Consider the following 25,453-nt stretch of genomic DNA (forward strand, 5'->3'; position numbering starts at 1 on the left):
ACCAGGGATCGTGTGTAATCCTGCCTGGGTTGCAACTTGCTTTGCAGCTACCTTGTCACCAAAAATGTGGAGTTGTTCAACAGTTGGTCCAATAAAAATGATCCCAGCTTCTTGACAACTACGTGCAAATTCTTCATTCTCAGCTAAAAAGCCATAGCCTGGATGAATTGCATCGGCACCTGTCATTTTGGCAACATGAATAATATCATCGATATCCAAATATGCTTCGATGGGCTTTTTACCTGCCCCTATCAAATACGCCTCATCGGCTTTAAACCTATGTACACCATATTCATCTTCTTTAGCATACACTGCTACTGTCTTAATTTTTAATTCATGGCACGCACGAATGATCCTATTCGCGATCTCACCACGATTTGCAATTAAAATTTTTTTCATTTAACCACACCACTTTCATAAAAAAACTTTTAACATAATTATCATTAACAAACTACTTTATTTAAATACGCTTATCGGTAATATCTATCTCTGTTCCGCGGTTTTGATTAGCGGAAATATTCATTACCATCCCTACCGACAAAGAGAGTACCAACATACTGGAACCACCATATGAAATAAACGGCAAGGTCACGCCTGTAATAGGCAAAAGACCTAAAACTCCACCTATGTTAAAACAAGACTGAACCAGCATATATGAACCAATGCCATAACAAAACAAGGTATTATAAGTATTCTTAGATCTGATGCCAATCAAAAAGATCCTAGCAATGATAAAGCACAATAATCCTAAAATCACTACAGCCCCAATAAATCCAAGTTCTTCATTGATAACTGACAAAATAAAATCAGTGTAGGGTGCGGGCAAGTATCCTCTTTTTTGAATGCTGTTTCCTAATCCAAGACCAAAAAGCCCTCCATTACTAATAGCATAGTATGAATTGACCAATTGTTTCCCAGATGAATCTGCCACTGAAAATGGATCGAAGAATGCTTCAAAGCGAGAGTACATATAAGCATATTTAGTCCCACCTAACGGATTACCCAATCTTAGAAGCTGTACAACGATCAGTGTCGCTATAACAACTGCAGACCACGCAAATGTTCTCTTTTTATAAGACAATTGTCCATTATTAGTAGATACTGTAGCAATTATTAAAACAATCATAAAATTGATCATAAAACCACCAAAGTCGGGCGCAATTATAATAAGTCCCAACATAACAGCAACTAAAATATACGGTTTTAGTTTAGAGGAACGGCTATAAATCAGCCCTTGTTCTAAGCCTTTTTCCCTAAGTGTCATTAACCGTGCCATAAACATCGTTAAAAACAACTTACAAAATTCTGCGGGTTGAATACTAATAGGGCCTAAGGTGATCCAACCTCTAGCACCGTTGATTGGATTGGTGAAAAGCAAAGCAAAACCTAGCAACAATATAAGCACTCCATAGCTAATAAAAAGAAACTTGGTATTAGCCCACCATTTAGGATTTAGATGACAAACTGTCAATAAAACTAAAACACCAATTATTACAAACATTAGTTGTTTCCATAAATAGGAATCAGTTTGAATCCCACCATAAGAAAGATTAATCGAGCTAGCTGAATAAACCATAATAACCCCGACACCGCAAAGAATTATATAAGGAACAAACAAGTAATTATCAAAATATTTTATTTTCTCTCTAATTTTTTTCATCATGTTGCACTTTACTGAGCAGAACGATCGACAGCTTCTTTTTTGATTACTTCAAGGTCATTTTCTAAGTCATTCACCATCTGCTCTCCTTCTGTACTTGTTAATAAACCACAGGAAACAGCAAATTGGACCTGACAAGAAAAACCATAAACACGCGTATCCGCCACGTCATCGAACGCCGGACAATCAGTTATACATAACGCATATTTTTGGTTACCGATCAACTGACGAATGCTAGCAGCACTTTCCTGTAAAATAACTAACGCATCTTTTTTTCCTACCGCCTGCTTCATTTCTTTTCTCCTTTCACCACTTGGGCAATTATATCATATAGAAAGATATCTTAAAAAAGTTGGACACAATTATCTTAATTCGATCCTATCGATACCGATCCTTAACCTATACCTATTAAGTATATTGCAAAATTAGCTAACAAAACAGTGTGAAACTTATTTTTATACAGATTTAACAATTTTTAAGCAAAGAAAATTTATTGCGATATTTCAAGTCATACAAAAAAGACTGGAATTTATCTTCCAGCCCTATAAAAACTATTTAGTTGCTTTTTTTGCTTTTTTTGCTTCTTTTTCACGTGCATTAGTATTCAAAATACTCTTACGCAAACGAATCGATTCAGGAGTAATTTCCAATAATTCATCTTCGTTTAAGAATTCCAAGGATTCTTCCAAAGTCAAATGAGTTGGCATCTTGATCGAAGCTGTTTGATCTTTACTTGACTGACGCACGTTAGTCAGGTTTTTACCCTTAGTAACGTTCACGGAAATATCACGTTCACGTGCTGATTCACCAACGATCATTCCCTCATAAATCTCTGTACCTGGATCTACGAAGATCGTACCGCGTCCTTCAACACCCATAATAGCATACGTTGTTGCTTTACCCTGGTTAATAGACACAAGCGCACCATTTCTACGTCCTGGTTCCCAGTTACGGATCACCGGTTTATATTCAGCGAAAGTATGGTTCATAATACCATAACCACGTGTCATTGAAAGGAATTGAGAATCAAAACCGATCAAGCCACGAGTAGGCGTTGAAAATGTCAAACGTGTCTGACCATTATTTCCAGTTTCCATATTAGTCATTTCGCCTTTACGTTGCGCAAGAGCATCAATAATTGAACCTGAATATTCGTCTGGTGTATCGATCGTAACATTTTCAAATGGTTCTGATAGTTTGCCTTCAACTTCACGCAAGATAACACGTGGACGTGAAACAGCTAATTCAAATCCCTCACGACGTAAAGTTTCGATCAAAATTGACAAGTGTAACTCACCACGACCTGAAACGACCCATGTATCAGGAGATTCTGTATCTTCAACACGTAACGAAACATCGGTGTGCAATTGTAACTTCAAACGGTCTTCCAATTTACGCGCAGTAACATGGTCACCTTCACGACCAACAAATGGTGAATTATTAGTGATAAAGTTCATTTGCAATGTAGGTGGATCGATTCGCAAGATTGGCAAAGCATCCGGTTTGTCAACTGGACAAATTGTTTCACCAACGAAAATATCCTCCATACCAGAAATAGCGATCAAGTCACCAGCTTTAGCTTCATTGATCTCAAGTCGTTGTAAACCAAAATAACCGAACAACTTTGTAACTCTAAAGTTTTGCTGACTACCGTCAAGTTTCATAACCGTAACGTGGTCGCCAACTTTTATAGTTCCACGGAACACACGACCAACACCAACACGACCAACAAACTCATTATAATCAAGCATTGCTACTTGGAACTGTAATGGTTCATCGGAGTTATCGATCGGTGCAGGAATAGTATCAATGATTGTATCAAAGATTGGATTCATTGTATGCTCTTGTGTATTAATATCAGGATCCAATGATGAGGTCCCATTCATAGCTGAAGCATAAATAACTGGAAAATCAAGTTGGTCTTCGTCGGCTCCTAATTCGATAAACAAATCGAGGACTTCATCCACAACTTCGTCTGGACGCGCACCTGGGCGATCAACTTTATTAATAACAACAATTGGTGTCAAATGTTGTTCAAAGGCTTTCTTCAATACAAAACGGGTCTGTGGCATCGTTCCTTCAAAAGCATCAACGACTAATACTACACCATCGACCATTTTCATGATCCGTTCTACTTCACCACCAAAGTCAGCATGTCCTGGCGTATCCAAGATATTGATCTGCTTGTCATGATAACGAACAGCTGTGTTCTTAGAAAGGATAGTAATGCCACGTTCCTTTTCAATATCATTTGAGTCAAGCGCACGATCACCGATTTGTGAATGTTCATCAAGTGTATCTGATTGTTTTAACATTTCATTAACTAAAGTAGTCTTACCATGATCGACATGGGCGATAATAGCAACATTACGAATATCATCACGTGTTTTCAAAATTTCTTCTTCCTTTCATCTTATAGATCCTACAGTAAACATATCATTGTTTTTTCATATTTTTGTGAAAACTTTGACATTATTTTCATAACCTGGCATAAAAAAACTGTGACAATGCAGCCACAGTCATCGGCTATCATTCGGCAGCCATTAAAGAGGATATTTGGTTATAAGCCTTATCCGTTGCTACCAGTACATCACCTGATGATACCACGTCTAGCGTCTTACCGTCAATCGTTTTCACACTCAAATTCAAACTTTCTGCTAAAATGCTGCCGGCAGCATAATCCCATGGACTAAGATGTGATAGGTACCCAACACACTTGCCTTTTAGGACATGGATATACTCTATACCTGCACTACCATATATACGCGCTCCTGCACTTTGTTTGACGACCTCTTGCAAATTACGGTAATTCGACATCAGCATCGGACCATTCACCCCCAACAAGCCATCTTTCAGGGCAGTATTTTCAGGAACTGGTAATTGTTTATCATCACAATAAACGCCCAAACCATGTCCACCCCAATATAAATGATCATGCACAACATCATAAATATAACCTAAAAGTGGTTTTTGCTGATAATAAACAGCTATCATGCTGGCAAAACTTGCACCTTGCTTAACAAAATTCATTGTACCATCGATTGGATCGATCACCCAAAAAAGTCCTGGCGCATTGTTAATATCATCTTTTGATCCTTCTTCACCCAAAACCGATGAACCCGGGAAGCTCTCTGCAATTTTCTGGCGATAAAATTTTTCTGTTTCTTTATCGATGTTTGTAACAAGGTCTAGGCGGGAAGTTTTATTTTCAATGTCTAAGCCTCTTTCACGTCCTTCCAAAATTCGCGGGCGCACTTGCCGAAACCATTGTTTGACTTCTTGGTGGATCTGTTGTTGATCATACATTGGATCACCCCTTTGATGTTTGACAATGAACAAATTTTTGCTCATGCTTCAATACATACTGACTTGCAGTATAAATACTATATCCAGAAACCTCTTTAAATCTTTTATCTAATTGCTTTTGAATCATTTTGGCAGGCTCTAAGTCCAAAAATTTTTGATATTTGTCCAAAAATTCTGTTCGTTTGATGCCAGTTGTATATAATTTTTCTACGGCTTGATACAAATCAGTAGCAACGATAACTCCTGAAACATTCCATTCAGGCATTAGAGGATATTCATAATTTTCTAGAACCATAACTACTGTCCCCTTACCAAAGCTTGAATTTCAGATAAAACATCTGTCTTAATTCCTACGAAGCGCTGTTTTTCATCTTCGGATAAATTAACAGTAGGTAAAGTAGAAACACCCTGCGTAGATAATAAGACAGGCTCACTGATCGCAATTTTCTCGCCACCTAATTCAACTTGGTGTGTTAATGGGATACTCTGTGCAAATGGAGTAAATAAAGCCTCAAATACACGATCAAGAGCATCCAAAATCGCTGGCAATAAACTTCTTTTTGAGCATCTGTTTAATTGTTCCTCAATAGTTGTCAGCTCATCTTGACTGAATAAACTGTTTTCTTGAGCAATTAAAGAAAGTAACGGCGTACCGGCAACTAACCCTCTACTCCAAGCTGGCAGGGCATTAGCAGACGTTCCCAAGACACTTACATGAACCTGACGTGCATCAATTTTTAAAATATTACTTATCAATTTTTCAGCTAAAATTGATAAGGGAAAAGTACCTAAACCAAAAATTGCGTTGTTCGGTAAACCTGAAAAGTGTAGTGCCGAAAAGACCTGTTCTTCGCAATGCCCTGTCAAAAAGCAAACTTTACCAGCAAAATTATTCGCCATCGCTTGGTTCATGATCACTTGCGTCCAATGGATCTCAGAACGTGACTTTTGTTGAAACTCCAAATTAGCATTTTCAGTTACACCAAGATCACCTATTAATAACAAATCAATACTGCTCCAATCTGGCGTATTGGTTGCTGTCAAGCCTAAATTCTTAGCTAGTACTCCAGAAGTCAAAACATCTTGAACAGCATCAGAAAGTTCTACTTCTTTTTGGTACCAAATAAAATTAATTGATTTATCTTCAATAATATTATGCTGTAAGATTGCTTCCACTAACGGATCATTCCCACAGATCAAAACGTTTTTAGTCATGTTCACGCCTCCCATGGAATTTACGTTAACTGTTCTGTTTAACTATTCTAACACAAACTATTATAAGTGAAAATTTTCGTCTTTTGGCTCAAATTACAAAGTCTATCAAACAAAATTCAAAAATAAGGTCTCATGTAACCAAAACTAATTCATCTTTTTAACCATAACACTTCTAATTATGCTAGAATAGTATAGTAATTATCTTTTTTGGAGGCATTATACACGTGATATTAATGGACGATATTACTCGTGACGGAAATCCCGTTTTGCGTTCACGAGCTAAAGAATTAAATTTTCCTCTTTCTACTAAGGAAATCGAAATGGGACATAAAATGATGGAATATTTAGAAGTTAGTCAAGATGAAAAACTTGCAGAAAAATACCATCTCCGAGCAGGTGTGGGATTGGCAGCCCCACAAGTTGGTTCTCCAACAAGAATGGCCGCAGTTTTAGTCCCAGCTGAAAATGAAGAAGAACCCGCTGCCTTTAAAGAAATCATTGTTAATCCTACGATTTTAAGCGAATCAGTGCAAGGTGCTGCTTTAGGTACAGGAGAAGGTTGTCTTTCTGTCGATGAAGATGTGCCAGGTTATGTCTGGCGACATGATAGGATCAAACTACGTTGGTTTGATCTGGAGGGAAATAAACATATTACTCGCTTAAAAGATTACCCTGCGATCGTAGTACAGCATGAATTTGATCATTTGAACGGTGTATTATTTTATGATCATATCAATAAAGATAAACGTTTCGAAGCTCCCGAAGGTGGAGTATTGATCAATTAAAAGTCTATTTAATTAATACATGAAAGCAGCTGACATTGGTAATGTGTCAGCTGCTTTATTTATTATTATCGATTCTTTTTAAGTCATGTACATAGCCAAGCGTTTCTTCATTGATCAGGTATGCGACTTCTACATTAAGTTTGCCCTCACGCGACCACATATCTGAAACAACTAAAGGACACCTGCCGTTATCCATCATCAAGTTTTTCTCTCTAGCAAACTTTTCCAGCATACTTTTCAGTTCTTTCCTGATATAGTTAACTTTTTCTTTGTCTAAATCAATTGCAAAAAAAGAATAATCAAACACCACCACGTTTAATCCCCATACCTTTGAAACTGGCGAAATAGTAGCTGAATCAAAAGAAACCTCACTTCCATTAAATCCAGCTACTTTAACTTGGCCAAGCGATTCCTTCATGGACTTAGTTACTAAGTATTCATATTCTTTTTGCTTCTTTTTTAACTGAGAATCCTTACGTTTCTTAATAAGAAAAATAACTAGAATAGCTACTAACAGTACTATAATTAGGCTTAAAATAATTTTCATAAAATCTGCCTTTCGTTTGATTGATTCGATTAAATAGTATTGCTCTAAGTTTATTTTAACATAGTAATATATAAATAATCAGTACCCGCTAGTAAGAATGAGCTTCTGTTCAAAATAGAATTTTTTAAACTTCCACTAGTTCATCGATTATATAAAACAAAATCCAAACACTAAAAATATAATTAAATTATAAACGATTATGCCCTCTTCTATACTTGCTAGATTTTCTATGCTAAAATAATACTAAATATCGTGTATACGATCCATGTTCGGAATTTATTTTTTGCGTCACTAAAACGCAGAACAGTTCTATTATGTAATAAAGGAGATTATTAGATGATTTTTAAAGTATATTATCAACCAACCAAAAGGATCAATCCTCGTCGTGAATCTACTGAATCTTTATATTTAGAAGCAGATTCAGAAGCGATAGCACGGGCTTTGGTCGAAGAGCAAACGGACCACAATATCGAGTTTATTGAAAAGCTCGATGACGCTTCGCTGAAATATGAACAGCAAAGTGTTAATTTTCAATTAACGGAGTTCAATAAATGAAAAAACTGCATGTCAAAAACAATGAAACGGCTGTTTTTGCAGTCGGTGGTTTGGATGAAATTGGAAAAAACACTTATGGCATTCAATTTCAAGATGAAATTATCCTTGTCGACGCGGGAATAAAGTTTCCTGAAGACGACTTATTAGGGATCGATTACGTTATACCAAACTACCAATACTTGGTGGCAAATAAGCAAAAAATAAAAGCGCTCGTGATCACTCACGGACATGAAGATCATATCGGTGGAGTTCCTTACTTATTAAAGCAACTCAACGTACCGATTTATGCTGGACCGTTAGCTCTAGCATTGATCAAAAGCAAATTAGAAGAACATGGTTTGTTACGAACGACGGAATTACACGAAATTAATGAAGATACAGTTTTAAAATTTAGAAAAACAAGCGTTTCTTTTTTCCGTACTACTCACTCAATTCCTGACACATTGGGTGTTGCAGTCAAAACGCCTTCTGGAACCATTGTTTGCACGGGAGACTATAAATTCGATTTGACACCCATCACCAATCAGCCACCTAACCTACAAAAGATGGCAAAATTAGGTGAAGAAGGCGTTTTATGTTTGTTGTCTGATAGTACAAACGCTGAGATACCCAATTTCACTAAATCGGAACGTTGGGTCGGCAAATCTATTCGACAAATTTTTGAAAAAGTAGATGGTCGTGTTATTTTTGCCACCTTTGCTTCAAATATTTCTCGGGTACAACAAGCTGCGACTGCAGCAATCAACCGTGGTCGTAAAATTGCTGTTTTTGGGCGAAGTATGGAAGCAGCGATTGCAAATGGTCGCGAATTAGGATATTTAGATATTCCGGATGATGCGTTAGTTGATGCACGTGAGATCAACCGACTTCCAGCCAATAAAATCATGATCTTATGTACTGGATCTCAAGGCGAACCAATGGCTGCTTTAAGTCGTATCGCAAATGGTACTCATCGTCAAGTTTCTATTCAGCCTAACGATACTGTCGTGTTTTCTAGCTCCCCTATTCCTGGTAACACTCTAAGTGTTAACCGTGTGATCAACGAATTAGAAGAAGCAGGTGCGACAGTTATTCATGGTAAAGTCAATAACATTCATGCTTCCGGACATGGTGGACAAGAGGAACAAAAACTCATGTTACGTTTAATGAAACCTAAGTATTTCATGCCTGTCCATGGTGAATACCGGATGTTAAAAATACACACAGAGTTGGCTCAAAGATGTGATGTTCCTATAGAAAATACATTTATCTTAGAGAACGGTGATGTATTAGCACTAACAAGTGATTCAGCCCGTGTTGCGGGGCATTTTGATGCCAGTGATGTGTATGTCGATGGTTCCGGTGTTGGAGACATTGGAAATGTAGTTTTACGTGACCGTCGTATCTTATCTAGAGATGGGATCGTCGTAGTCGTGGCTACGATCGATATGCAAAAGAAACGAATTTTGGCGGGTCCAGATCTCTTATCTCGTGGCTTTATTTATATGCGCGAGTCTGGGGAATTGATCAATAAAGGTCGTCGTCTTTTAAATCGTACTATCAAACGAACTTTAAAGGATGATAATGTAACAGAGGCGAAAATCCGTGAGGCCGTTACATCAGATTTACAATCGTTTTTATTCGATCAAACTGAAAGACATCCTATGATCTTACCAATGTTTGTCACTGTCTAAAATTAGTTAAAGGACCGGGACTACCAAATGGTATTTCCGGTTTTATTTATGCTAAAAAATTTTTGAAGGGAGGTATTTAGATTTGCGTACATTTTTTCTGATCGTTAATCCCCATGCTAACAATGGAAAAGCCAAATCCATCTGGCAAGCGGTTAAAAACGAATTAGATTCTCAAAATATTAATTATTCTTTTGAACTGACCCATCACCTTGGCGACGCACGTAAAATTGCTAGTTCATATGTATCTGAATTATCCGCTAAAAATCAAGGCAAAAATGTGCTCATTGTAGTTGGTGGTGACGGAACACTGAACGATACCCTTAATGGTATAAAGGATGCAAAAACTATTGATATACCTTTAGGTTTCGTTCCATCTGGCAATAATAATAGTTTTGCTCGTGGGATCGGTCTAGCCAAAGAACCTTTGTCAGCCTTAAAACAATCTTTAAACGCCCAAGAAGTTACTTATTACGATGTTGGTTATTATCAAGAAATGTCCCATAACACACAAGGGTATTTTTTAAATGATTATAGCGTTGGCCAAGATGCTTATCTTATTAGCATGCTGCACCATAAAAAATCTTCAAAACTATCTGGAAAATTCCATTTAAAATTTTTAAGTTACATTTCAGCCTTATTCAAAGCGTATATGGATCAAGAAGCTTTTCCTGTTACACTTCGAATTGGTGATAGCTATGAATTTTTTCAGCACTCATATATCGTAAACATTTCTAACCAACCTTTCATGACTGGAAGAATGGTTTTGTCACCCGAAGCAAATGCAACTGACAAGCAACTTGACCTAGTAGTTGCAGACAATATGAACTTTTTTAAATTTTTCTTACTAGCAATCATGGTTTACTTTAGGAAACAGTGGCGCTTTCCTGGTATACACCATTACAAAAATAAAGAGATCCATATTGTTATTAATTCTTTAGAGTTTGGTCAAATTGATGGTGAAGAGTTACCTAATCAGTATTTTGACTTATTTTTCAAAACCATTAAATATCCCTTCTGGATCGATGTTCAAAGTATTCCTGTTAAAGAAAGACATTAAAAAGGTTTCAAGGCCAATATACACATGAATGTATATATTGACTTGAAACCTTTTTTAATACTTTTAAACTTGACTTAAAAATCATATGGAACAAGACCTTGCATACCGATCATAGGATCAATTTGTTGTGAATCGATCAATTCTACAGTTAAGATATGTGGTCCTTGAGTATTTTCAGTATCCTGACTACTATTATCTTTGATAACATTTCCTTTTATATTGAAATCTTGGTTTTGCTTGGGTATTTTTTTCTCATTAATACTACTTTCTGAACTATTTTGTTGGTCTATATCATCTTCAGTCTCAACCAGATCACCATCACCTAATTCAGCCTGCAAACGTTGCGTCAATGTTGTCAGCCGATTATGCGAAACTTTTGAAACACTCTGCTTAAAAGAATCAATGTCTCCCACCAAAATAAGTTTTGATTTAGCTCTAGTAATTGCAGTATACAAAAGATTTCGTGCAAACATCCGTGAAAATTGTTTGACCATTGGTAAAATCACAATCGGAAATTCTCCACCTTGTGACTTATGAATCGACAAACAGTAAGCTAAAGTAAGATTTTTCCAATCTTTTTTCTCAATTTCTACTTCATTTTGTTCAAAAGAAACTGTCACGCTATCAGGACCAGCTTTCTCTTTCTTGTTGCCGATATCAATTCCGACTACTTCACCAATATCACCATTATAAATATTTTTCTCTGGGTCATTTACTAATTGTAAAACTCGATCACCGATCCTTAGCTGATGACCTTTAACTTCAATTTTCTTTTGTCGTGGGCGGTGTGGATTCATAATTTTCTGTAAAAGCTCATTAAGGTTATCTATACCAGCTGGGCCCCGATACATAGGAGCCAAAACTTGGATATCATCTTTATTATTATTTTTCCTTATAGCAACTTCTGTAATTTTTGCAATAACTTGTGGAACTTGTTGCGCACTACAAGAGATAAAAGAACGATCATTTTGTTGCTGACTAAAATCAGCAGGGATTTTACCCTCATTAACTGCATGCGCTAATGAAATGATCGATGAAAACTCACCTTGACGGTAAATTTTCGTCAATTCCTTTTTCGGTAAAACATCACTTTCCAACATATCGGCAAAAACCTGCCCCGGACCAACTGAGGGTAACTGATGACGGTCGCCGACAAAAATTACCTGCATTTTATCTGGTATACTTTGAACTAATACTTTCATTAAATCAGTATCCACCATTGACGTTTCATCAATGATCAACAAAGTCCCATCCAAATCATCAACTTCTTCAGGTAATCCATCTTCATGTCCATTGATTCCCAATAATCGGTGAATAGTACTGGCTGGCAACCCCGTCATTTCACTCATTCGTTTAGCAGCACGTCCTGTTGGGGCAGCTAACAAAATCGGCAAGTGCCTTACATTATCAAGATCGATATTATTTTCATAAGCATATAAAGCCACAATGGCATTAATAATAGTTGTTTTCCCAGTACCTGGGCCGCCCGTCAGCAAGAATACTGTGGAAGTCAAAGCAGCTATAATTGCTTCTTTTTGGACTTCATCATATTCTATATTCATTTGCGTTTCGATCTTACTAAGATCATTTGATAGTTGTTCTTTTGTCGGCATTTGCTGTTCTTCATCTGACGTCATTATTCGACCTAATTCAGTCGCGATATCCCACTCACCATAAAAGTATTTTTTTAAATAAAAATTATTATTTTCAACAACCAACGATCTTTTTTGCAATAAATTAATAAGTTCGTCCGCAATTTTATCTGGGTCAATTTGAACGTTACGTCCTTCTTCTAATAACTGCTGGACCTTTTGTAACAAAAGATCACCCGGAATATAGATATTTCCGTCCGAACTACTAAAATCATACAAGACATGAAAAATTGCACCACGCAAACGACCGCTATCATCCGCTTCAAACCCTAGCTGTTCAGCTATCTGATCGGCACGATAAAAACCGATCCCATTAATATGGATCGAAAGTTGATAAGGATCATCATGAATAGTATTCAAAGTATCTTCTTGAAAATATCCGTAAATACGGGCAGCCATATTGCTTGAAAAGCCTAAACTATTCAATCCAATAATTATTTGCTCAATGCCTTGGTCGGCCCTTAAATTAGCAAGTAATGATTTTTTCTGATTATCACTAAGTCCTAATTCTTCAACTTTTTGGGGATCTTGCAGTAATAAATTAACAGCATCATTGCCCAGCTGACCCACTATTTTCTGTGCGGTTTTTTCACCAATACCAGGAAACTGACTACTTGATAAATAAGTTACTATACCTTCCTTAGAATTAGGAACCTCTGTTTGGTAATTTTCAGCCTGAAATTGCTGCCCATATTTTGGATGTTTGACCAAACGTCCCGTAAAGCGATAAGGTGTTTCTTCTTTAATATCAGCAAAGTTCCCTGTTACTGTGATCGTATTTTCAGACCAGTCAAAGTTTTTCTCTTTAATTTTTACCAATAAAACCTTATAAAAATTTGCCGATGATTGAAAAAAGACCTGCGTGACCTGACCAACTACGTAAGCCTCATCACGCAATTGGGGAGTGCCAAACAGCTCAATATTTTCTTGTGCCACTTTTTTACTCCCTGCCACCTTTTCCATTTTGTTTTTTAAGCAATGATGCAATATCGTTCAAACGTTCTTGATGTTTTTTAAAATATTGCGGATCTCTTTTCTTAACTCTAGTAAAATAAATATCTGCTTCTTGTCCTTGAACTAGTGCAGTTAATCCTCTTTGAAAATTAGCATGGATATCCTTTTTATTCAAAACTAACGATTCGTCATAATATTTTTGTGCATTTTGAAAATCCCCCGTTGCCAAAAAGCAGTCCCCTAGCAGTACTTTAGGCGCAGGATCTCGCGTTGCATTTTCACTAGCAGTCAAAGAAAAAACCATCGCTTGTTGGTATTGATTTTGCGCATAATAGCCTTGCGCTATCATCAATAAAGCATCTGCTTTTAATTTCGCATCCTTAACCTTAGAATACTCAGAAATTGCTTTTTCATAAAGGCCTGTTGCATAATACACATTTCCTAAACCATAATGTAACAATCCATGTTTAGAAGGGTCTTTTGTAAAAACATTCAATCCTTTTAAAAATAGCTCTTCAGCTTGTTGGAAACTCTGTATTTTAGTTAACATACTCCCTAAATCATAATAGCGCTTAGGGTCATATGGATCTTCATCTAAAGCTTTAACCATTTTTTTTATGATCTGATCATTTTTATGTTGCAATTCTGCTCTTTCTGTCATAATCACTCCTCCTCGCACACATTATTAATTCTTTATACTGTATCGTTTTTTGTCAGCTGCCTTGAAAGATAGTCAGTTTTATTCCATTCCAAACATTTAAAATGTTTGCCTTCATCTAAGGTCTGTAAAATAGTCGTACTGGTATTCGTCAAACCTCCACGACTACGAATACGCTCTAAAGGTATTCCCTGCAAATAACGGATCTCAGCACAAAGTGCAGCACCATGAGAAATAATGATGACATTTCGTTCAGGATAGCGTTGACAAATTTCTAATATTTTAGGAGTCATACGAGCAAATAATTCTTGAAAAGATTCTGCTTTAATTTCTGTGGGGTCATAATGTTCTGGATGATGTCTAAAAGCATCTAACTCTTTGGGATATTGTTTTTCTACATCTTTAAAAAGCATACCTTCCATTTTACCTAAATCAAATTCTGCAAAAGCAGCATCGGCCACGATATTGATCGATTGAGGTAATTGTGATTCTAACTTTTGGGCTGTAACTCGAGCACGTTTGATCGGGCTGCAATATATCTTAGCAAAATCGTACTTTTTTAAAAAATCTGCTAACTCGTCAATTTCATTAAAACTTTCAGGAAGTAACGCTGAATCTCCATGTGCCCCTTGATATCTTCCCTCTAAATTCCATTCAGTCCGTCCATGTCTAATAAAAAATAATTGTGTCATATATTGCCGTCCTTTATTCGAATAATAAACTTATTATCGCACATAAAGGAATATAAGTTCAACATATCTATCCCTTTGAGCCCAGTATTTCAGCTATTTTCTAAACAAAAAGAGAGCGGGACAAAAGTTGTTTTGAAGCCGGTATGTAATGCCATTTACAATTCAGACTTTTGAAACGCGTTTATGCTGTAAAAATTAGAAGCGATAATTTGATTATTTTTAACAAAAGAAGAGACTGGGATATTGTTTGGTCCCAGCCTCTTACCACTTTTCAATTACACATATTGTAAAGTATGCTCTTTTTGGTATGCATGGTCGATCGTCCCGCTACCTAAACATTCTTCGCCATCATAAAAAACAACTTCTTGCCCTGGTGTGATGGCACGAACAGGTCGGTCAAAGTCTACGATCACTTTAGTAAGATCATCATTCAAATGAATAGTCACACCTTCGTCTTTTTGACGATAACGAAACTTAGCCGTACAGTGAAAATCTGTGCCATATTCATCGATCGGTGCGATAAAGTTTAGCTTCGTAGCATCCAATGAGGTCGCATATAAATGTTCATTTTCATATCCCTGACCAACTAATAACTCATTTTTTTCTAAGTTTTTACCAATTACAAACCACGGGTCATTACTTTGACCATCGCCACCAATTCCTAGACCACGGCGCTGACCGATCGTATAATTCATTAAACCATAATGATCACCTTTGACTACACCATCGATCGTGACCATTTTCCCTGGTTGGGCTGGCAAAAATTCACTCAAAAATTGACGGAAATTTCTCTCCCCAATAAAGCAAATTCCTGTAGAGTCTTTCTTTTTTGCGGTCGCTAAACCTGCTTTTGCAGCAATACGACGAACTTCTGATTTTTGCATGCCTCCAATTGGGAACATAACTTTCTCTAACTGTTTTTGGCTCAGTTGACTTAAGAAATAGGTTTGATCTTTATTATCATCTGCCCCACGTAACAAATGGATCGTACCGTCCTCGTCTTTAGAAACTTGTGCATAATGTCCCATCGCAACGTAATCCGCATCAATCTCTAAAGCATAATCTAAAAATGCCTTAAATTTAACTTCTTTATTACACATTACATCTGGATTAGGTGTGCGTCCATTTTTATATTCATCCAAAAAATACGTAAAAACACGATCCCAATATTCTTTTTCAAAGTTAACGGAATAATAAGGAATACCGATCTCGCTGGCAACTTTAGCAACATCCTGATAGTCTTCAGTAGCCGTACAAACACCACTATCACTTGTATCATCCCAGTTTTTCATGAACACACCAACCACATCATAACCCTGTTGTTTTAATAAATAGGCACAAACAGATGAATCAACGCCACCGCTCATCCCAACTACAACACGGGTATGGCTGTTATCTACCATTTTTTTCACCATCATTCATTTAGATTCTGAATCTATACGATTTGAAGGTCGTTTTATTCAGTAAATTTAAGTTTAGCACAAGGGCTAGTTTTTTTAAAGATTTCACGACGCAATTTATCCAAAAAGCTTATTATTAGTTAGAAAACACTAATAAATAACATGCGGAAAACAATCCCGTTACGAGCAAATTGATTGAAGCATTCTTTACTAAGAAAACTACACCTTTTTTAAGATCTCGCGTTCCTGCAGATCATTTATCAAATAGCCAAGCTGTTCGACCTGAGTATCCACATTTCCTGTTTTAAAAATATTGACCTCTTTTAGCCCATTTGCTGTAGTAGTTGACATTTTAAATTTTTTCAGGTCTGCATCAACAACTATTTTTAATTTCATACTAACTTTGGATGAAACATTCGGATCTAAACCTCGTTCTAACTGGAATTTACCAGTTTTCTTTTCTGTAAAACCCGCATCACGTAAAGAATATCTCTTGATATCCTGCGCTAAACTATAAATCTGTTGACTACCTTTTATTTGGGTCTTTTTAGCAGTTGCCATCTTTTCCAACCTTTCAATAATGTTATTTTTTGATAATTGCTGTTAATGCCGTGATCACTGCTTCAATATCAGCAGCTGTATTAAAAGCTCCAAAACTAAAGCGCAGTGACTCGCTAATTCTTGGAGATCCTTTTCCATACATCGCCGTCAAAACGTGAGAAGGCTCTAATGATCCTGCTGTACATGCTGAGCCTGCTGAAGCAGAGATCCCTTTTAAATCTAAATTGGTCAATAAGACATCTGACGGACGGTGTTTGAACCACAAATTAATGACATGCGGTAATTCACCTTCATCAAGTTTCCCATTAACTTCAACATCAATACCATTATTTTTTAAACCATCAACTAGCTGATGCTTAAATTCATAATAATTTCGGCAATGACCGAACTTAACCTCTGAAGAGTTCAATTTAACAGCTTCTGCAAAACCCGCAATGGCAGGAATATTTTCTGTACCAGCTCGCCTTTTAAGTTCCTGGTCACCACCCTTAAGTATTGATTCATAGTTATGATCTGCGCGACAATATAAAAAGCCACACATTTTAGGTCCATTCAACTTATGAGCCGATGTTGATAATAAATCAATATTATCCCTTTTTACATCAATATCTAATAATCCATAAGCTTGCACGGCATCCGTGTGGAACCAAGCATTTGAATCAGCCACAATAGCACCGATCTCATGAATAGGCATCTTCGCACCTACTTCATTATTACCCGTCATAATCGAAACTAAAATAGTATCATCACGCAAAGAACATTTTAAATCCTCTAAGGATATCTCGCCATTCTGATCCACTGGCAAATAAGTGACTTCAAAACCTTGCGTTTCCAAAAAATGCATCGGTTTAAGTACCGCTTCATGTTCAATACTAGTTGTGATCACATGTTTTCCAAGATCTTTGCGAGCTAATGCTGTACCAACAATAGCTGTATTATCACTTTCTGTACCACCACTCGTAAATATAATTTCATTATCATTTTGAGCATTCACTGACTGGGCGATCACATGTCGACTATTGTCCAAGACAAAACGTGCCTGCCGACCATAATAGTTTGTCGCTGAAGCATTTCCAAAAGTCGCTGTCATAGTGTCTGTCATTTTTTGGATAACAGCAGGAGCCATTGGTGTCGTACCTGCGTTATCAAGATATATATGTTTCAATTGTTTTACACCTTCTGATTCCTTATATAAAACCTCTAATTAGAATTTTCCACCTATCTGAGATCCATTTCATTTAACTTAAAAAATTCAAAATCATCTGTGCTGAACGCTTGCCAGCATCAATAATAAATTTATCGAAACTCTGTCCAGCATCTTCATCGCCAACATCAGACATCGCACGAATGATCGCAAACGGAACGTTAAACTGGTAAGCAGTTTGAGCAACTGCTCCACCTTCCATCTCACAACACAAAGCTTCAGGATAAATTTCTTTGATTCGTTTGATCTCATGACTATCAGAAATAAATTGATCACCAGAGACGATCAATCCTTTTTTAGTTTCTAAGCCAGTTTTTTGAGCAGCTTGTGCAATTTTATTTACCAACTTTTCATCAGCTTCGTAAATTTGTGGTTGTTGTGGCAATTGCCCCATTTTATAACCAAAAGCGATAGCATTTGCATCATGGTAGGCTGCACCCGTTGACAATACAAGCTCTCCGACATGAAGACCTTTTCCGATCCCGCCAGCTGAACCCGAATTAATAACTGCATCGACCTTAAAATCAACAATCAAAAATGCAGTTGTGATCGCAGCCTGAACTTTACCGATTCCACAACGAACTAAGACAACTGGACGTGAGTTGATCGTCCCCTCATAAAAATCAGTACCACCAATTTCTGTTTGTTGCTTATTTTCTAAATGAGTTAATAATTCCTTGATTTCTTCTTCCATTGCACAAATAATACCGTACTTCATTACTAAAAACTCCTTTTAATTCATATGATAAGTAGAAATACTCTCCAATAGCTGTTAAAAATTAACAAATCGCATAAAAACGTATACTAGAATAATCAAGACTATCAAAATAGCAATTATAATATCTAATCGTCGACCTAATTTTTTTCGTTTATCGTCTTCATTAGATCCTTGCCTATCTAATCTAGTTTGACTACGAGAAAGATGCTGATCTTCTTGTTCAACATTGGACTGAGTTTCTTTGGGACCATTATTTGTCGGGTCATCTTGCTCAACTTTTTGTTGAGTTTTATTTTTTTTAAATTTTTTCCACCAAGATAAAGACTGTCGCTCTTGTGTGTTTTTTCTCCGACTTAACTTTTCTTCATCTGCCATATTATTGCTCCATTAAATTCCAATACAAAACTGCCATAATAGTTTTTGCATCACAGATCTCACCATTTTCAATAGCCTGTTTTACTTCACTGCCTGATAGTTCTTCGATTTTTAAGAGTTCATCTGCGTCCTGTGGCAATTTTGTTTCAACTGGCGTTAAATTAGTCGCGTGATATAAATACATCAATTCGTCAGAAAATCCAGGTGAACTATAAAAAGTCGATAACAATTCATAATCTTGTGCTTGATAACTGGTTTCCTCATTCATTTCTCTTTTTGCAGTTTCTAATGGACTTTTTTGCTCATCTGGTTCAATTTTTCCTGCTGGTATCTCTAAAGTCTCTTTGCCTAAAGGAGCACGCCATTGACGAATAAAGACCATTTTATCCGCAGCTGTAACAGCCACAACTCCAACAGCCCCATGATGTCGTACGATTTCTCTTTGAGCCTGTCTGCCATCTGGTAATTCAACTGTTTCCATATCTAGGTTAATAACATGACCTTTAAATATATGTTGTACATTTTTAACTTTTTCTTCAAAATCCATGCTGTCACTACCTTTCACTATTTAGCGCCATACTTCTTTAAATTATTTCTTAAGTGAATCAACAAAATTTTCGTACGCTCGTTGTTCACCAGTTTCAGACCATTTAACTTGTGAAAAGTTACCAAACATAGCTTCTTTCGCATCAAGACTAACACTAGCAGTTACAGTTGCATTACCGATCAAAGAGATACAATAGCTACCATCCAAACGCTGATGCACAATAGTTTGCACCATTCCACCCGGATTTAAAACTTTGAGTGTCTGTTCTAATCCTGCTTGGCCCAGCTGTTGTAATACATAAATTAAACTTGAAGCACTCATTGCCGTTCCACAAGCATTAGTTAAACCAACACCTCGTTCAAAAGTTTTAACAAATATTTCATTTGACGAAATCTTTTGGACAAAACTAACATTCACACCATCTGGGAAATATGGATTCTCACTATTTAAATAAGTTGCCATTTTAACTAGTTGATTGCTTTTTAAGGTCTGCTGATCAACAAATGAGATTAAGTGTGGGTTAGGAACCGCTACAGCCGAAAACTTCAGAGAATCAGACAAGGCGGGAACTAAAGAATTTTGCAAAGTAGCTTGACCAACATGCATCCCAATTTTTGAATCAGCAAAACTGACAGGGGAAATTTCCACTTCATAAGCTGGCACATCTGAAGCTAAGTTTGCAGCAGCTTTAACTTGCAGGTCCGCATACATTGTCTCGATTTTAAAGTTAATTTGCGGGGATATTTTTTCTTTAGTTACTACATAACGAGCGACTGTTCTTAGACCGTTCCCACACATACTCGCTTCACTACCATCAGAATTTATTACACGCATTCTTGCAACAACATTTTTATGAGCGGACTTTAAAACTAATAACAAACCGTCAGCACCACCATGAAGTCCTCTTTTACGATCACATATAGACTGTGCCAGTTGTTTAAGCTGATCTTCAGTTAACTGTATCTGTGCTTCCATTTGGTCAAGTAAAAAGAAATCATTACCCGAACCATGAACTTTTAATAGTCTCACCATCATTTTCCTCTCATTCAAAAATTTTCAAAATTCATTCAATTATCCGATAATAAATTGACTCTAGCAGTATAATGATAGCAAATTTTATCATAGTCTGCGAAATAAAATACTTAAAAAAGTCAAACAAGAGGAATACGGTTTCTCGTTTGACTTTAAAAAACTATATAATTATTTTTCTAGTCCGTCTTGTACAGCTTCAGGGAAATTTTTGGCAACGATTGCTGCACAACTTTGACAGAGCTCAGGAAAATGTTTATCCTGCCCGACATCATTTTTAACCATCCGGCAACGTGGACAAACTTCACCAGTAGCATGTGTAACTTGAACAGCTACATTATCGAATTTGTCAGCAGTTTCTGGTGCATCATCAAAGTCCTCAATACCTAAGCCTGAAACGATCAGAGCTTGACGAACGTTAGTATCAAGATCATCCAATAATTGACGAACGCTATCTGTGACATACAAATCAACATGTGCTTCAAACGATTTACCAATCAGTTTTTGATCACGTGCTTCTTCCAGAGTCTTGAATACGTGAGAACGGATCTGCATAAATTTATCCCAATTTTCAACCAATTTTGCTTCACCATCATAATGATCAACAGTTGGCATATCAGCTAATTGAGCAAACTCTTCTGGTTCTTTCAAATACTTCCAGATCTCTTCAGTTGTATGCGGAATGATCGGTGTTAATAGCTTAGTTAACCGAACGGCAACATCATATAAAACTGTTTGCATTGAACGTCTCTTATGACTATTTGCTGCTTCAATATAAACAATATCTTTAGCAACATCAAGATAAAAAGCGGAGAGATCAATCGTCAAGAAATTGATCAAATGTTTATAAATATCCATGAACCTGTAGGTTGCATAATCATCTAAAACATCTTTCGTAAACTGATTGATCTTAACTTGCATGTATTGATCGATAGATTCTAGGTCTTGGTATGGAACTCGGTCAGTTTCAGGATCAAAATCAGTAGTATTAGCTAACAAGAAACGAATGGTATTACGGATCTTGCGATAGCTTTCAGAGATCTGTTGGAAGCTCCCCATTGAAACACGTACATCCGCTGAAGTATCTACACTAGAAACCCAAAGACGGATGATCTCTGCACCCATTTGTTTGATAACTTTTTCAGGAACGATCGTATTTCCTAACGATTTACTCATCTTACGGCCCTTACCATCCAAGGTAAATCCTTGAGATAAGACCTGTTTGTATGGAGCTTGTCCAGAAAATGCAACACTAGTGATCAAACTAGAATTAAACCAGCCCCGATATTGATCAGAACCTTCAAGATACATATCTGCAGGATAAGTTAAATAATCACGATCTGCCAACACTCCTTGATGTGAAGAACCTGAATCAAACCAGACATCCATAATGTCCGATTCTTTAGTAAACTGGCCATGTGGTGAATGTTTACTTGTAAATCCTTTTGGTAAGAGATCTTTTGCGTCTTTTTCAAACCAAATATTAGAGCCATGTTCAGCTACTAATTTTGCAACGTGTTCGATTGTTTCTGGTTCCATAATTGCAGTACCATCTTCACCATAGAAAATTGGCAACGGAACTCCCCAAACACGTTGGCGTGAAATAACCCAATCTCCGCGATCTTTGATCATATTATATAAGCGTTTTTGCCCCCATTCAGGGAAAAATTTAACTCCATCGATCTGATCTAAGATCTGCTGTCTAATCTTGTCTACAGATGCAAACCACTGTGGTGTAGCTCTAAAGATGATCGGTTTTTTTGTCCGCCAGTCAAATGGGTAAGAGTGCTCGTAATCCATTTCTTTTAACAACAAGCCGGCCTTTTCTAACTTATCAAGCGCAATTTGATTAGCATCATCATAAAAGACGCCTTTAAATTCAGCGCCTGCTTCAGCAGTTAAATAACCTTTGTCATCAACAGGCACCACGATATCCAAGCCATATTGTTGACCGACATTGAAGTCATCTTCACCAAAACCAGGTGCAGTATGAACTAATCCTGTCCCAGCATCAAGTGTCACAAAATCTCCTAACATCGTGACCAACTTACGGTCAGGATAAAATGGGTGTTGTGCAAGCACATTTTCCAATTGATCACCTTTAACGGTTTGCAAAACCTTCACATTTTTCCAACCAAACAATTCAGCATTTTGATTAAGTAATTCAGCCGCCAAGACATATTTCTTTTGATCACCTTCAGGACTAACCACAACATAATCAAAATTTGCATCGATCGTAATACCTTCTGAACCAGGAATTGTCCATGGTGTTGTTGTCCAAACTACCATATAAGTATTATTGTCTTCTAAAACTCCTTGCCCATCGATAACTTTTTCACCGTAAAAGGCCGATGGAGAAGTCACGTCATGATATTCAACTTCAGCTTCAGCTAATGCAGATTCAGATGACCAAGACCAAAAAACTGGCTTCTTTCCTTTATAAATCAAACCCTTTTCAGCCATTTTACCAAAAACGCGAATTTCATGTGCTTCAAATGACGGATCAAGACTAACATATGGATTATCCCATTCACCTGTCACACCTAAACGCTTAAAATCTGTGCGCTGTTTATCAACTTGTTCTAATGCATATGCACGACACTTTTCACGAAATTCATTAACTGTCATTGACTTACGATCAACACCAGCTTTTTTTAATTGTTGCTCAATTGGTAAACCGTGAGTATCCCAACCAGGAACGTACGGTGCGCGAAAGCCCATCATTGATTTGGAACGAACAATAAAGTCCTTAGAAATTTTATTTAAAGCATGTCCCATATGAATGTTTCCATTTGCATAGGGAGGGCCGTCATGCAAAATAAAAGAAGGCTTACCTTCATTTAACTTTTGGCGTTTTTCATAAACCTTATTTTCTTCCCATTCTTGTTGTCTTTCAACTTCACGAACAGGCAGGTTACCACGCATTGGGAATTTAGTTTTACCAAGATTTAAAGTATCTTTTATTCTCATTATTTTGCTCCTTTGCAATGTGTCTTAAAATAATACTATCGATAAAATAGCGGACGATAAACAAAAAAACCCCGCCCAAAAGGGACGAAGTTTTCGTGGTACCACCCAAATTCGATTTTAATGATCTCAATTATAAAAAATCGTTACGTTAAAATCCTTACAAATGAACTAACGGTCATCAGCCGGTCGAACCTACTAAGTGTTTATGTACAATTCAATTCAACAAATACGGAGATGATAAATATTCAGCTGACAAACATCGGTCTTTCACCTGTTACCGACTCGCTGAGATGTTCACTGAAATTCTTGTTCTCCAATTGATCTTGATTATTGATTATTTTCTTCGTCCTCTTCTGCCTGGGCGAAATGTTGACCTTCGTCGTCTTCTTCAGCAGCTGCTTCTGGAAAAATTACAACTGTATCATCATCATCCACGTCTGATTCTTGAGCTTCTGTATGAATCTCATCAGTACTTCCATTAGCCGTTTCTTCTGATTCTACTTCAGCAGCAGCTTGGTTGTCAAGGTCCTCATCGTGACGTAAGGCATCTTGAATCTCTTCATAACTACTTGTTTCTCCTTGTTTCAAAATGTCATCCCATTCTGAACCCTTAACAACTTCGAGCTGAGACTCCATCATTACTTGTAGTTTCTGCCGGAAAATCCGCGCTTGTTTTCTTAAGCCATCAGTTTCCGTAGCTAATTGTGTTGCTTTACGCGAGGCTTGGTCAATGATATGTCGAGCTTTTTCATTTGCTTGATCAATTGCGTCTTGGCCTTCTTTTTGCGCTTCACGTTGTATAATATCTGCCTCGCGCTGCGAATTAGCTTTGACCTTGTCAGCGGCTTCTTGTGCTACAATGATTGATTGATTTAAAGAATCCTTTAAATCATTAAAATATTTAAGCTTTTCATTACTTTGCTCCAAGCTCGAATTTAACTTTTCATTTTCTTGGAGTGTCATTTCGTAATCTTTAATAATTTGATCTAAAAAATCGTTCACTTCGTCCTGATCATAACCGCGAAGCTTAACGTGAAATTCTTTATTATGAATATCCAACGGGGTCAATGTCATTGACCAACACCTCCTAATTTAATTAAAGCATACTACTTTCTTAAAACTGCTGCACTTATTTTTAATTTACCTTTTTTTGATACTCCATTTTGTTCGTTCAAGCGAATTCTTCCATATCCACGAACAGATAAAATATCATAATCTGACAATTCATAATCTGGTTTATCAAGCACCATCCAGTTTAATTGAACCTTATGTGCGTGAAAAAGGTCCTTTGCATGTTTTCGCGATAGATTATAAAAATGAGATATCAAGGCATCAGCTCGTAGAGAAGAAACGGTATCTTCAACTTCCTCCCATTCACTGATTTGTGACACTCTTTCACTAATGGGGCGGCCTTGTAGACGGACTTTAACTCGCGAGATCCGGTCAACTTCACCTTTTAAAAAAGGGGCGATCGGATCTTCTACAAAAAATTGCCAACGTTTTGAATCAGTAATAATATCACCTAACACTTCACGTTGAATCCCACTATTTACCAAAGTACCTAAAATACTGCCATGATGCAAAACTGCAAATTTGTGGGGATAAATGACCTCCATCAAGGTGATCTGAAAATCGGTCGATTCAGGTTCATAGTAATCTGGATAAAACAACGCCCGTTTTCTTTCTGCATCTTCTATTCCACCATATGAACTCATATTAACATTACCTTGCATATTAACCATGGTACGTGCAATAAATAATTCGCGAGGATTTAAAAAATGTGACAGAATGGGGCGGTACTCACTCGCAGCTTGATTGATCATATCATTTAAAGCATCGATCAATGGTGCCTCTTCAACCCGGAAATGCTGATAAATCGAATCACTAGCAGCCAT

At 36.9% G+C, this 25,453-nt stretch carries 25 protein-coding genes; 4 read left to right on the top strand and 21 right to left on the bottom strand.

The window, feature by feature from the left end:
- The 7 genes from LACPOB_RS12480 to LACPOB_RS0107815 all read right to left on the bottom strand — a co-directional run.
- The coding region (locus tag LACPOB_RS12480) for a biotin carboxylase N-terminal domain-containing protein (protein WP_017868274.1) at positions 1-399 on the bottom strand (399 nt) is incomplete at its 3' end.
- Positions 400-460: 61 nt separating this feature from the next.
- Positions 461-1,663: an FtsW/RodA/SpoVE family cell cycle protein gene (locus LACPOB_RS0107790; protein WP_026142793.1), complete on the bottom strand. Its 1,203-nt coding sequence runs from the start codon at positions 1,661-1,663 to the stop codon at positions 461-463.
- 8 nt (positions 1,664-1,671) lie between these two features.
- Positions 1,672-1,953 carry a DUF1507 family protein gene (locus LACPOB_RS0107795; RefSeq protein ID WP_017868276.1) on the bottom strand — a complete coding sequence of 94 codons (282 nt, stop codon included), beginning with the start codon at positions 1,951-1,953 and terminating at the stop codon, positions 1,672-1,674.
- A 258-nt stretch (positions 1,954-2,211) separates the two neighbouring features.
- Entirely contained in the window at positions 2,212-4,053 is a 1,842-nt protein-coding gene (gene typA, locus LACPOB_RS0107800) for a translational GTPase TypA (RefSeq protein ID WP_017868277.1), read from the bottom strand.
- 136 nt (positions 4,054-4,189) lie between these two features.
- On the bottom strand, positions 4,190-4,966 hold the full coding sequence (locus LACPOB_RS0107805) for an inositol monophosphatase family protein (RefSeq protein WP_017868278.1): 777 nt from the start codon (positions 4,964-4,966) through the stop codon (positions 4,190-4,192).
- Positions 4,967-4,970: 4 nt separating this feature from the next.
- Positions 4,971-5,261, bottom strand: a complete 291-nt coding sequence (locus LACPOB_RS0107810) for a UPF0223 family protein (protein ID WP_017868279.1) — start codon at positions 5,259-5,261, stop codon at positions 4,971-4,973.
- 2 nt (positions 5,262-5,263) lie between these two features.
- The gene (locus LACPOB_RS0107815) at positions 5,264-6,181 is read right to left on the bottom strand and encodes a Rossmann-fold NAD(P)-binding domain-containing protein (RefSeq protein ID WP_017868280.1); all 918 of its coding nucleotides are present in this window, start codon (positions 6,179-6,181) and stop codon (positions 5,264-5,266) included.
- Between the two features lie 224 nt (positions 6,182-6,405).
- Here LACPOB_RS0107815 and def point away from each other — a divergent pair, with 224 nt between their 5' ends.
- Positions 6,406-6,966, top strand: a complete 561-nt coding sequence (gene def, locus LACPOB_RS0107820) for a peptide deformylase (protein WP_026142794.1) — start codon at positions 6,406-6,408, stop codon at positions 6,964-6,966.
- Positions 6,967-7,021: 55 nt separating this feature from the next.
- Here def and LACPOB_RS0107825 read toward each other — a convergent pair whose 3' ends face one another.
- Positions 7,022-7,513, bottom strand: coding sequence for a hypothetical protein (locus tag LACPOB_RS0107825; protein WP_017868282.1), 492 nt, complete (start codon positions 7,511-7,513; stop codon positions 7,022-7,024).
- 336 nt (positions 7,514-7,849) lie between these two features.
- On the opposite strand from LACPOB_RS0107825, the gene LACPOB_RS0107830 reads away from it, so the two are divergent.
- The 3 genes from LACPOB_RS0107830 to LACPOB_RS0107840 all read left to right on the top strand — a co-directional run bounded on the left by LACPOB_RS0107830 (position 7,850) and on the right by LACPOB_RS0107840 (position 10,798).
- Positions 7,850-8,068: a DNA-directed RNA polymerase subunit epsilon gene (locus tag LACPOB_RS0107830; RefSeq protein WP_017868283.1), complete on the top strand. Its 219-nt coding sequence runs from the start codon at positions 7,850-7,852 to the stop codon at positions 8,066-8,068.
- Entirely contained in the window at positions 8,065-9,741 is a 1,677-nt protein-coding gene (gene rnjA / locus LACPOB_RS0107835; RefSeq protein ID WP_017868284.1) for a ribonuclease J1, read from the top strand. The genes LACPOB_RS0107830 and rnjA overlap by 4 nt, the downstream gene beginning before the upstream one ends.
- A gap of 82 nt (positions 9,742-9,823) precedes the next feature.
- Positions 9,824-10,798 (top strand): diacylglycerol/lipid kinase family protein, encoded by a 975-nt coding sequence (locus LACPOB_RS0107840; protein WP_017868285.1) that lies wholly within the window; start codon positions 9,824-9,826, stop codon positions 10,796-10,798.
- A gap of 74 nt (positions 10,799-10,872) precedes the next feature.
- Here LACPOB_RS0107840 and recD2 read toward each other — a convergent pair whose 3' ends face one another.
- From recD2 to LACPOB_RS0107905, 13 genes are all read right to left on the bottom strand, one after another.
- A complete protein-coding gene (recD2, locus tag LACPOB_RS0107845) occupies positions 10,873-13,386 on the bottom strand; it encodes an SF1B family DNA helicase RecD2 (protein ID WP_017868286.1) in 2,514 nt (837 codons plus the stop codon).
- Between the two features lie 4 nt (positions 13,387-13,390).
- Complete coding sequence (locus LACPOB_RS0107850; RefSeq protein ID WP_017868287.1) at positions 13,391-14,065, bottom strand: tetratricopeptide repeat protein; 675 nt, start codon at positions 14,063-14,065, stop codon at positions 13,391-13,393.
- A 32-nt stretch (positions 14,066-14,097) separates the two neighbouring features.
- On the bottom strand, positions 14,098-14,754 hold the full coding sequence (locus tag LACPOB_RS0107855) for a histidine phosphatase family protein (protein ID WP_017868288.1): 657 nt from the start codon (positions 14,752-14,754) through the stop codon (positions 14,098-14,100).
- Between the two features lie 275 nt (positions 14,755-15,029).
- Positions 15,030-16,157 (bottom strand): tRNA 2-thiouridine(34) synthase MnmA, encoded by a 1,128-nt coding sequence (gene mnmA / locus LACPOB_RS0107860; protein WP_017868289.1) that lies wholly within the window; start codon positions 16,155-16,157, stop codon positions 15,030-15,032.
- 216 nt (positions 16,158-16,373) lie between these two features.
- Positions 16,374-16,715 (bottom strand): cysteine desulfurase, encoded by a 342-nt coding sequence (locus LACPOB_RS0107865; RefSeq protein WP_017868290.1) that lies wholly within the window; start codon positions 16,713-16,715, stop codon positions 16,374-16,376.
- Positions 16,716-16,737: 22 nt separating this feature from the next.
- Positions 16,738-17,880, bottom strand: a complete 1,143-nt coding sequence (locus LACPOB_RS0107870; protein ID WP_017868291.1) for a cysteine desulfurase family protein — start codon at positions 17,878-17,880, stop codon at positions 16,738-16,740.
- A 73-nt stretch (positions 17,881-17,953) separates the two neighbouring features.
- A complete protein-coding gene (locus LACPOB_RS0107875) occupies positions 17,954-18,637 on the bottom strand; it encodes a 5'-methylthioadenosine/adenosylhomocysteine nucleosidase (protein WP_017868292.1) in 684 nt (227 codons plus the stop codon).
- A gap of 54 nt (positions 18,638-18,691) precedes the next feature.
- Positions 18,692-19,012, bottom strand: a complete 321-nt coding sequence (locus tag LACPOB_RS0107880; RefSeq protein WP_017868293.1) for a hypothetical protein — start codon at positions 19,010-19,012, stop codon at positions 18,692-18,694.
- 1 nt (position 19,013) lies between these two features.
- On the bottom strand, positions 19,014-19,559 hold the full coding sequence (locus LACPOB_RS0107885; protein ID WP_017868294.1) for an NUDIX hydrolase: 546 nt from the start codon (positions 19,557-19,559) through the stop codon (positions 19,014-19,016).
- 42 nt (positions 19,560-19,601) lie between these two features.
- Positions 19,602-20,588: a diaminopimelate epimerase gene (gene dapF, locus LACPOB_RS0107890; protein ID WP_026142796.1), complete on the bottom strand. Its 987-nt coding sequence runs from the start codon at positions 20,586-20,588 to the stop codon at positions 19,602-19,604.
- 171 nt (positions 20,589-20,759) lie between these two features.
- Positions 20,760-23,558, bottom strand: coding sequence for an isoleucine--tRNA ligase (gene ileS, locus LACPOB_RS0107895; protein WP_017868296.1), 2,799 nt, complete (start codon positions 23,556-23,558; stop codon positions 20,760-20,762).
- 327 nt (positions 23,559-23,885) lie between these two features.
- A complete protein-coding gene (locus LACPOB_RS0107900) occupies positions 23,886-24,632 on the bottom strand; it encodes a DivIVA domain-containing protein (RefSeq protein WP_017868297.1) in 747 nt (248 codons plus the stop codon).
- A gap of 32 nt (positions 24,633-24,664) precedes the next feature.
- Positions 24,665-25,453 (bottom strand): YlmH family RNA-binding protein, encoded by a 789-nt coding sequence (locus tag LACPOB_RS0107905; RefSeq protein ID WP_017868298.1) that lies wholly within the window; start codon positions 25,451-25,453, stop codon positions 24,665-24,667.

It is taken from the genome of Ligilactobacillus pobuzihii E100301 = KCTC 13174 (genome assembly GCF_000349725.1).
In the GTDB taxonomy this organism is placed as follows: domain Bacteria; phylum Bacillota; class Bacilli; order Lactobacillales; family Lactobacillaceae; genus Ligilactobacillus; species Ligilactobacillus pobuzihii.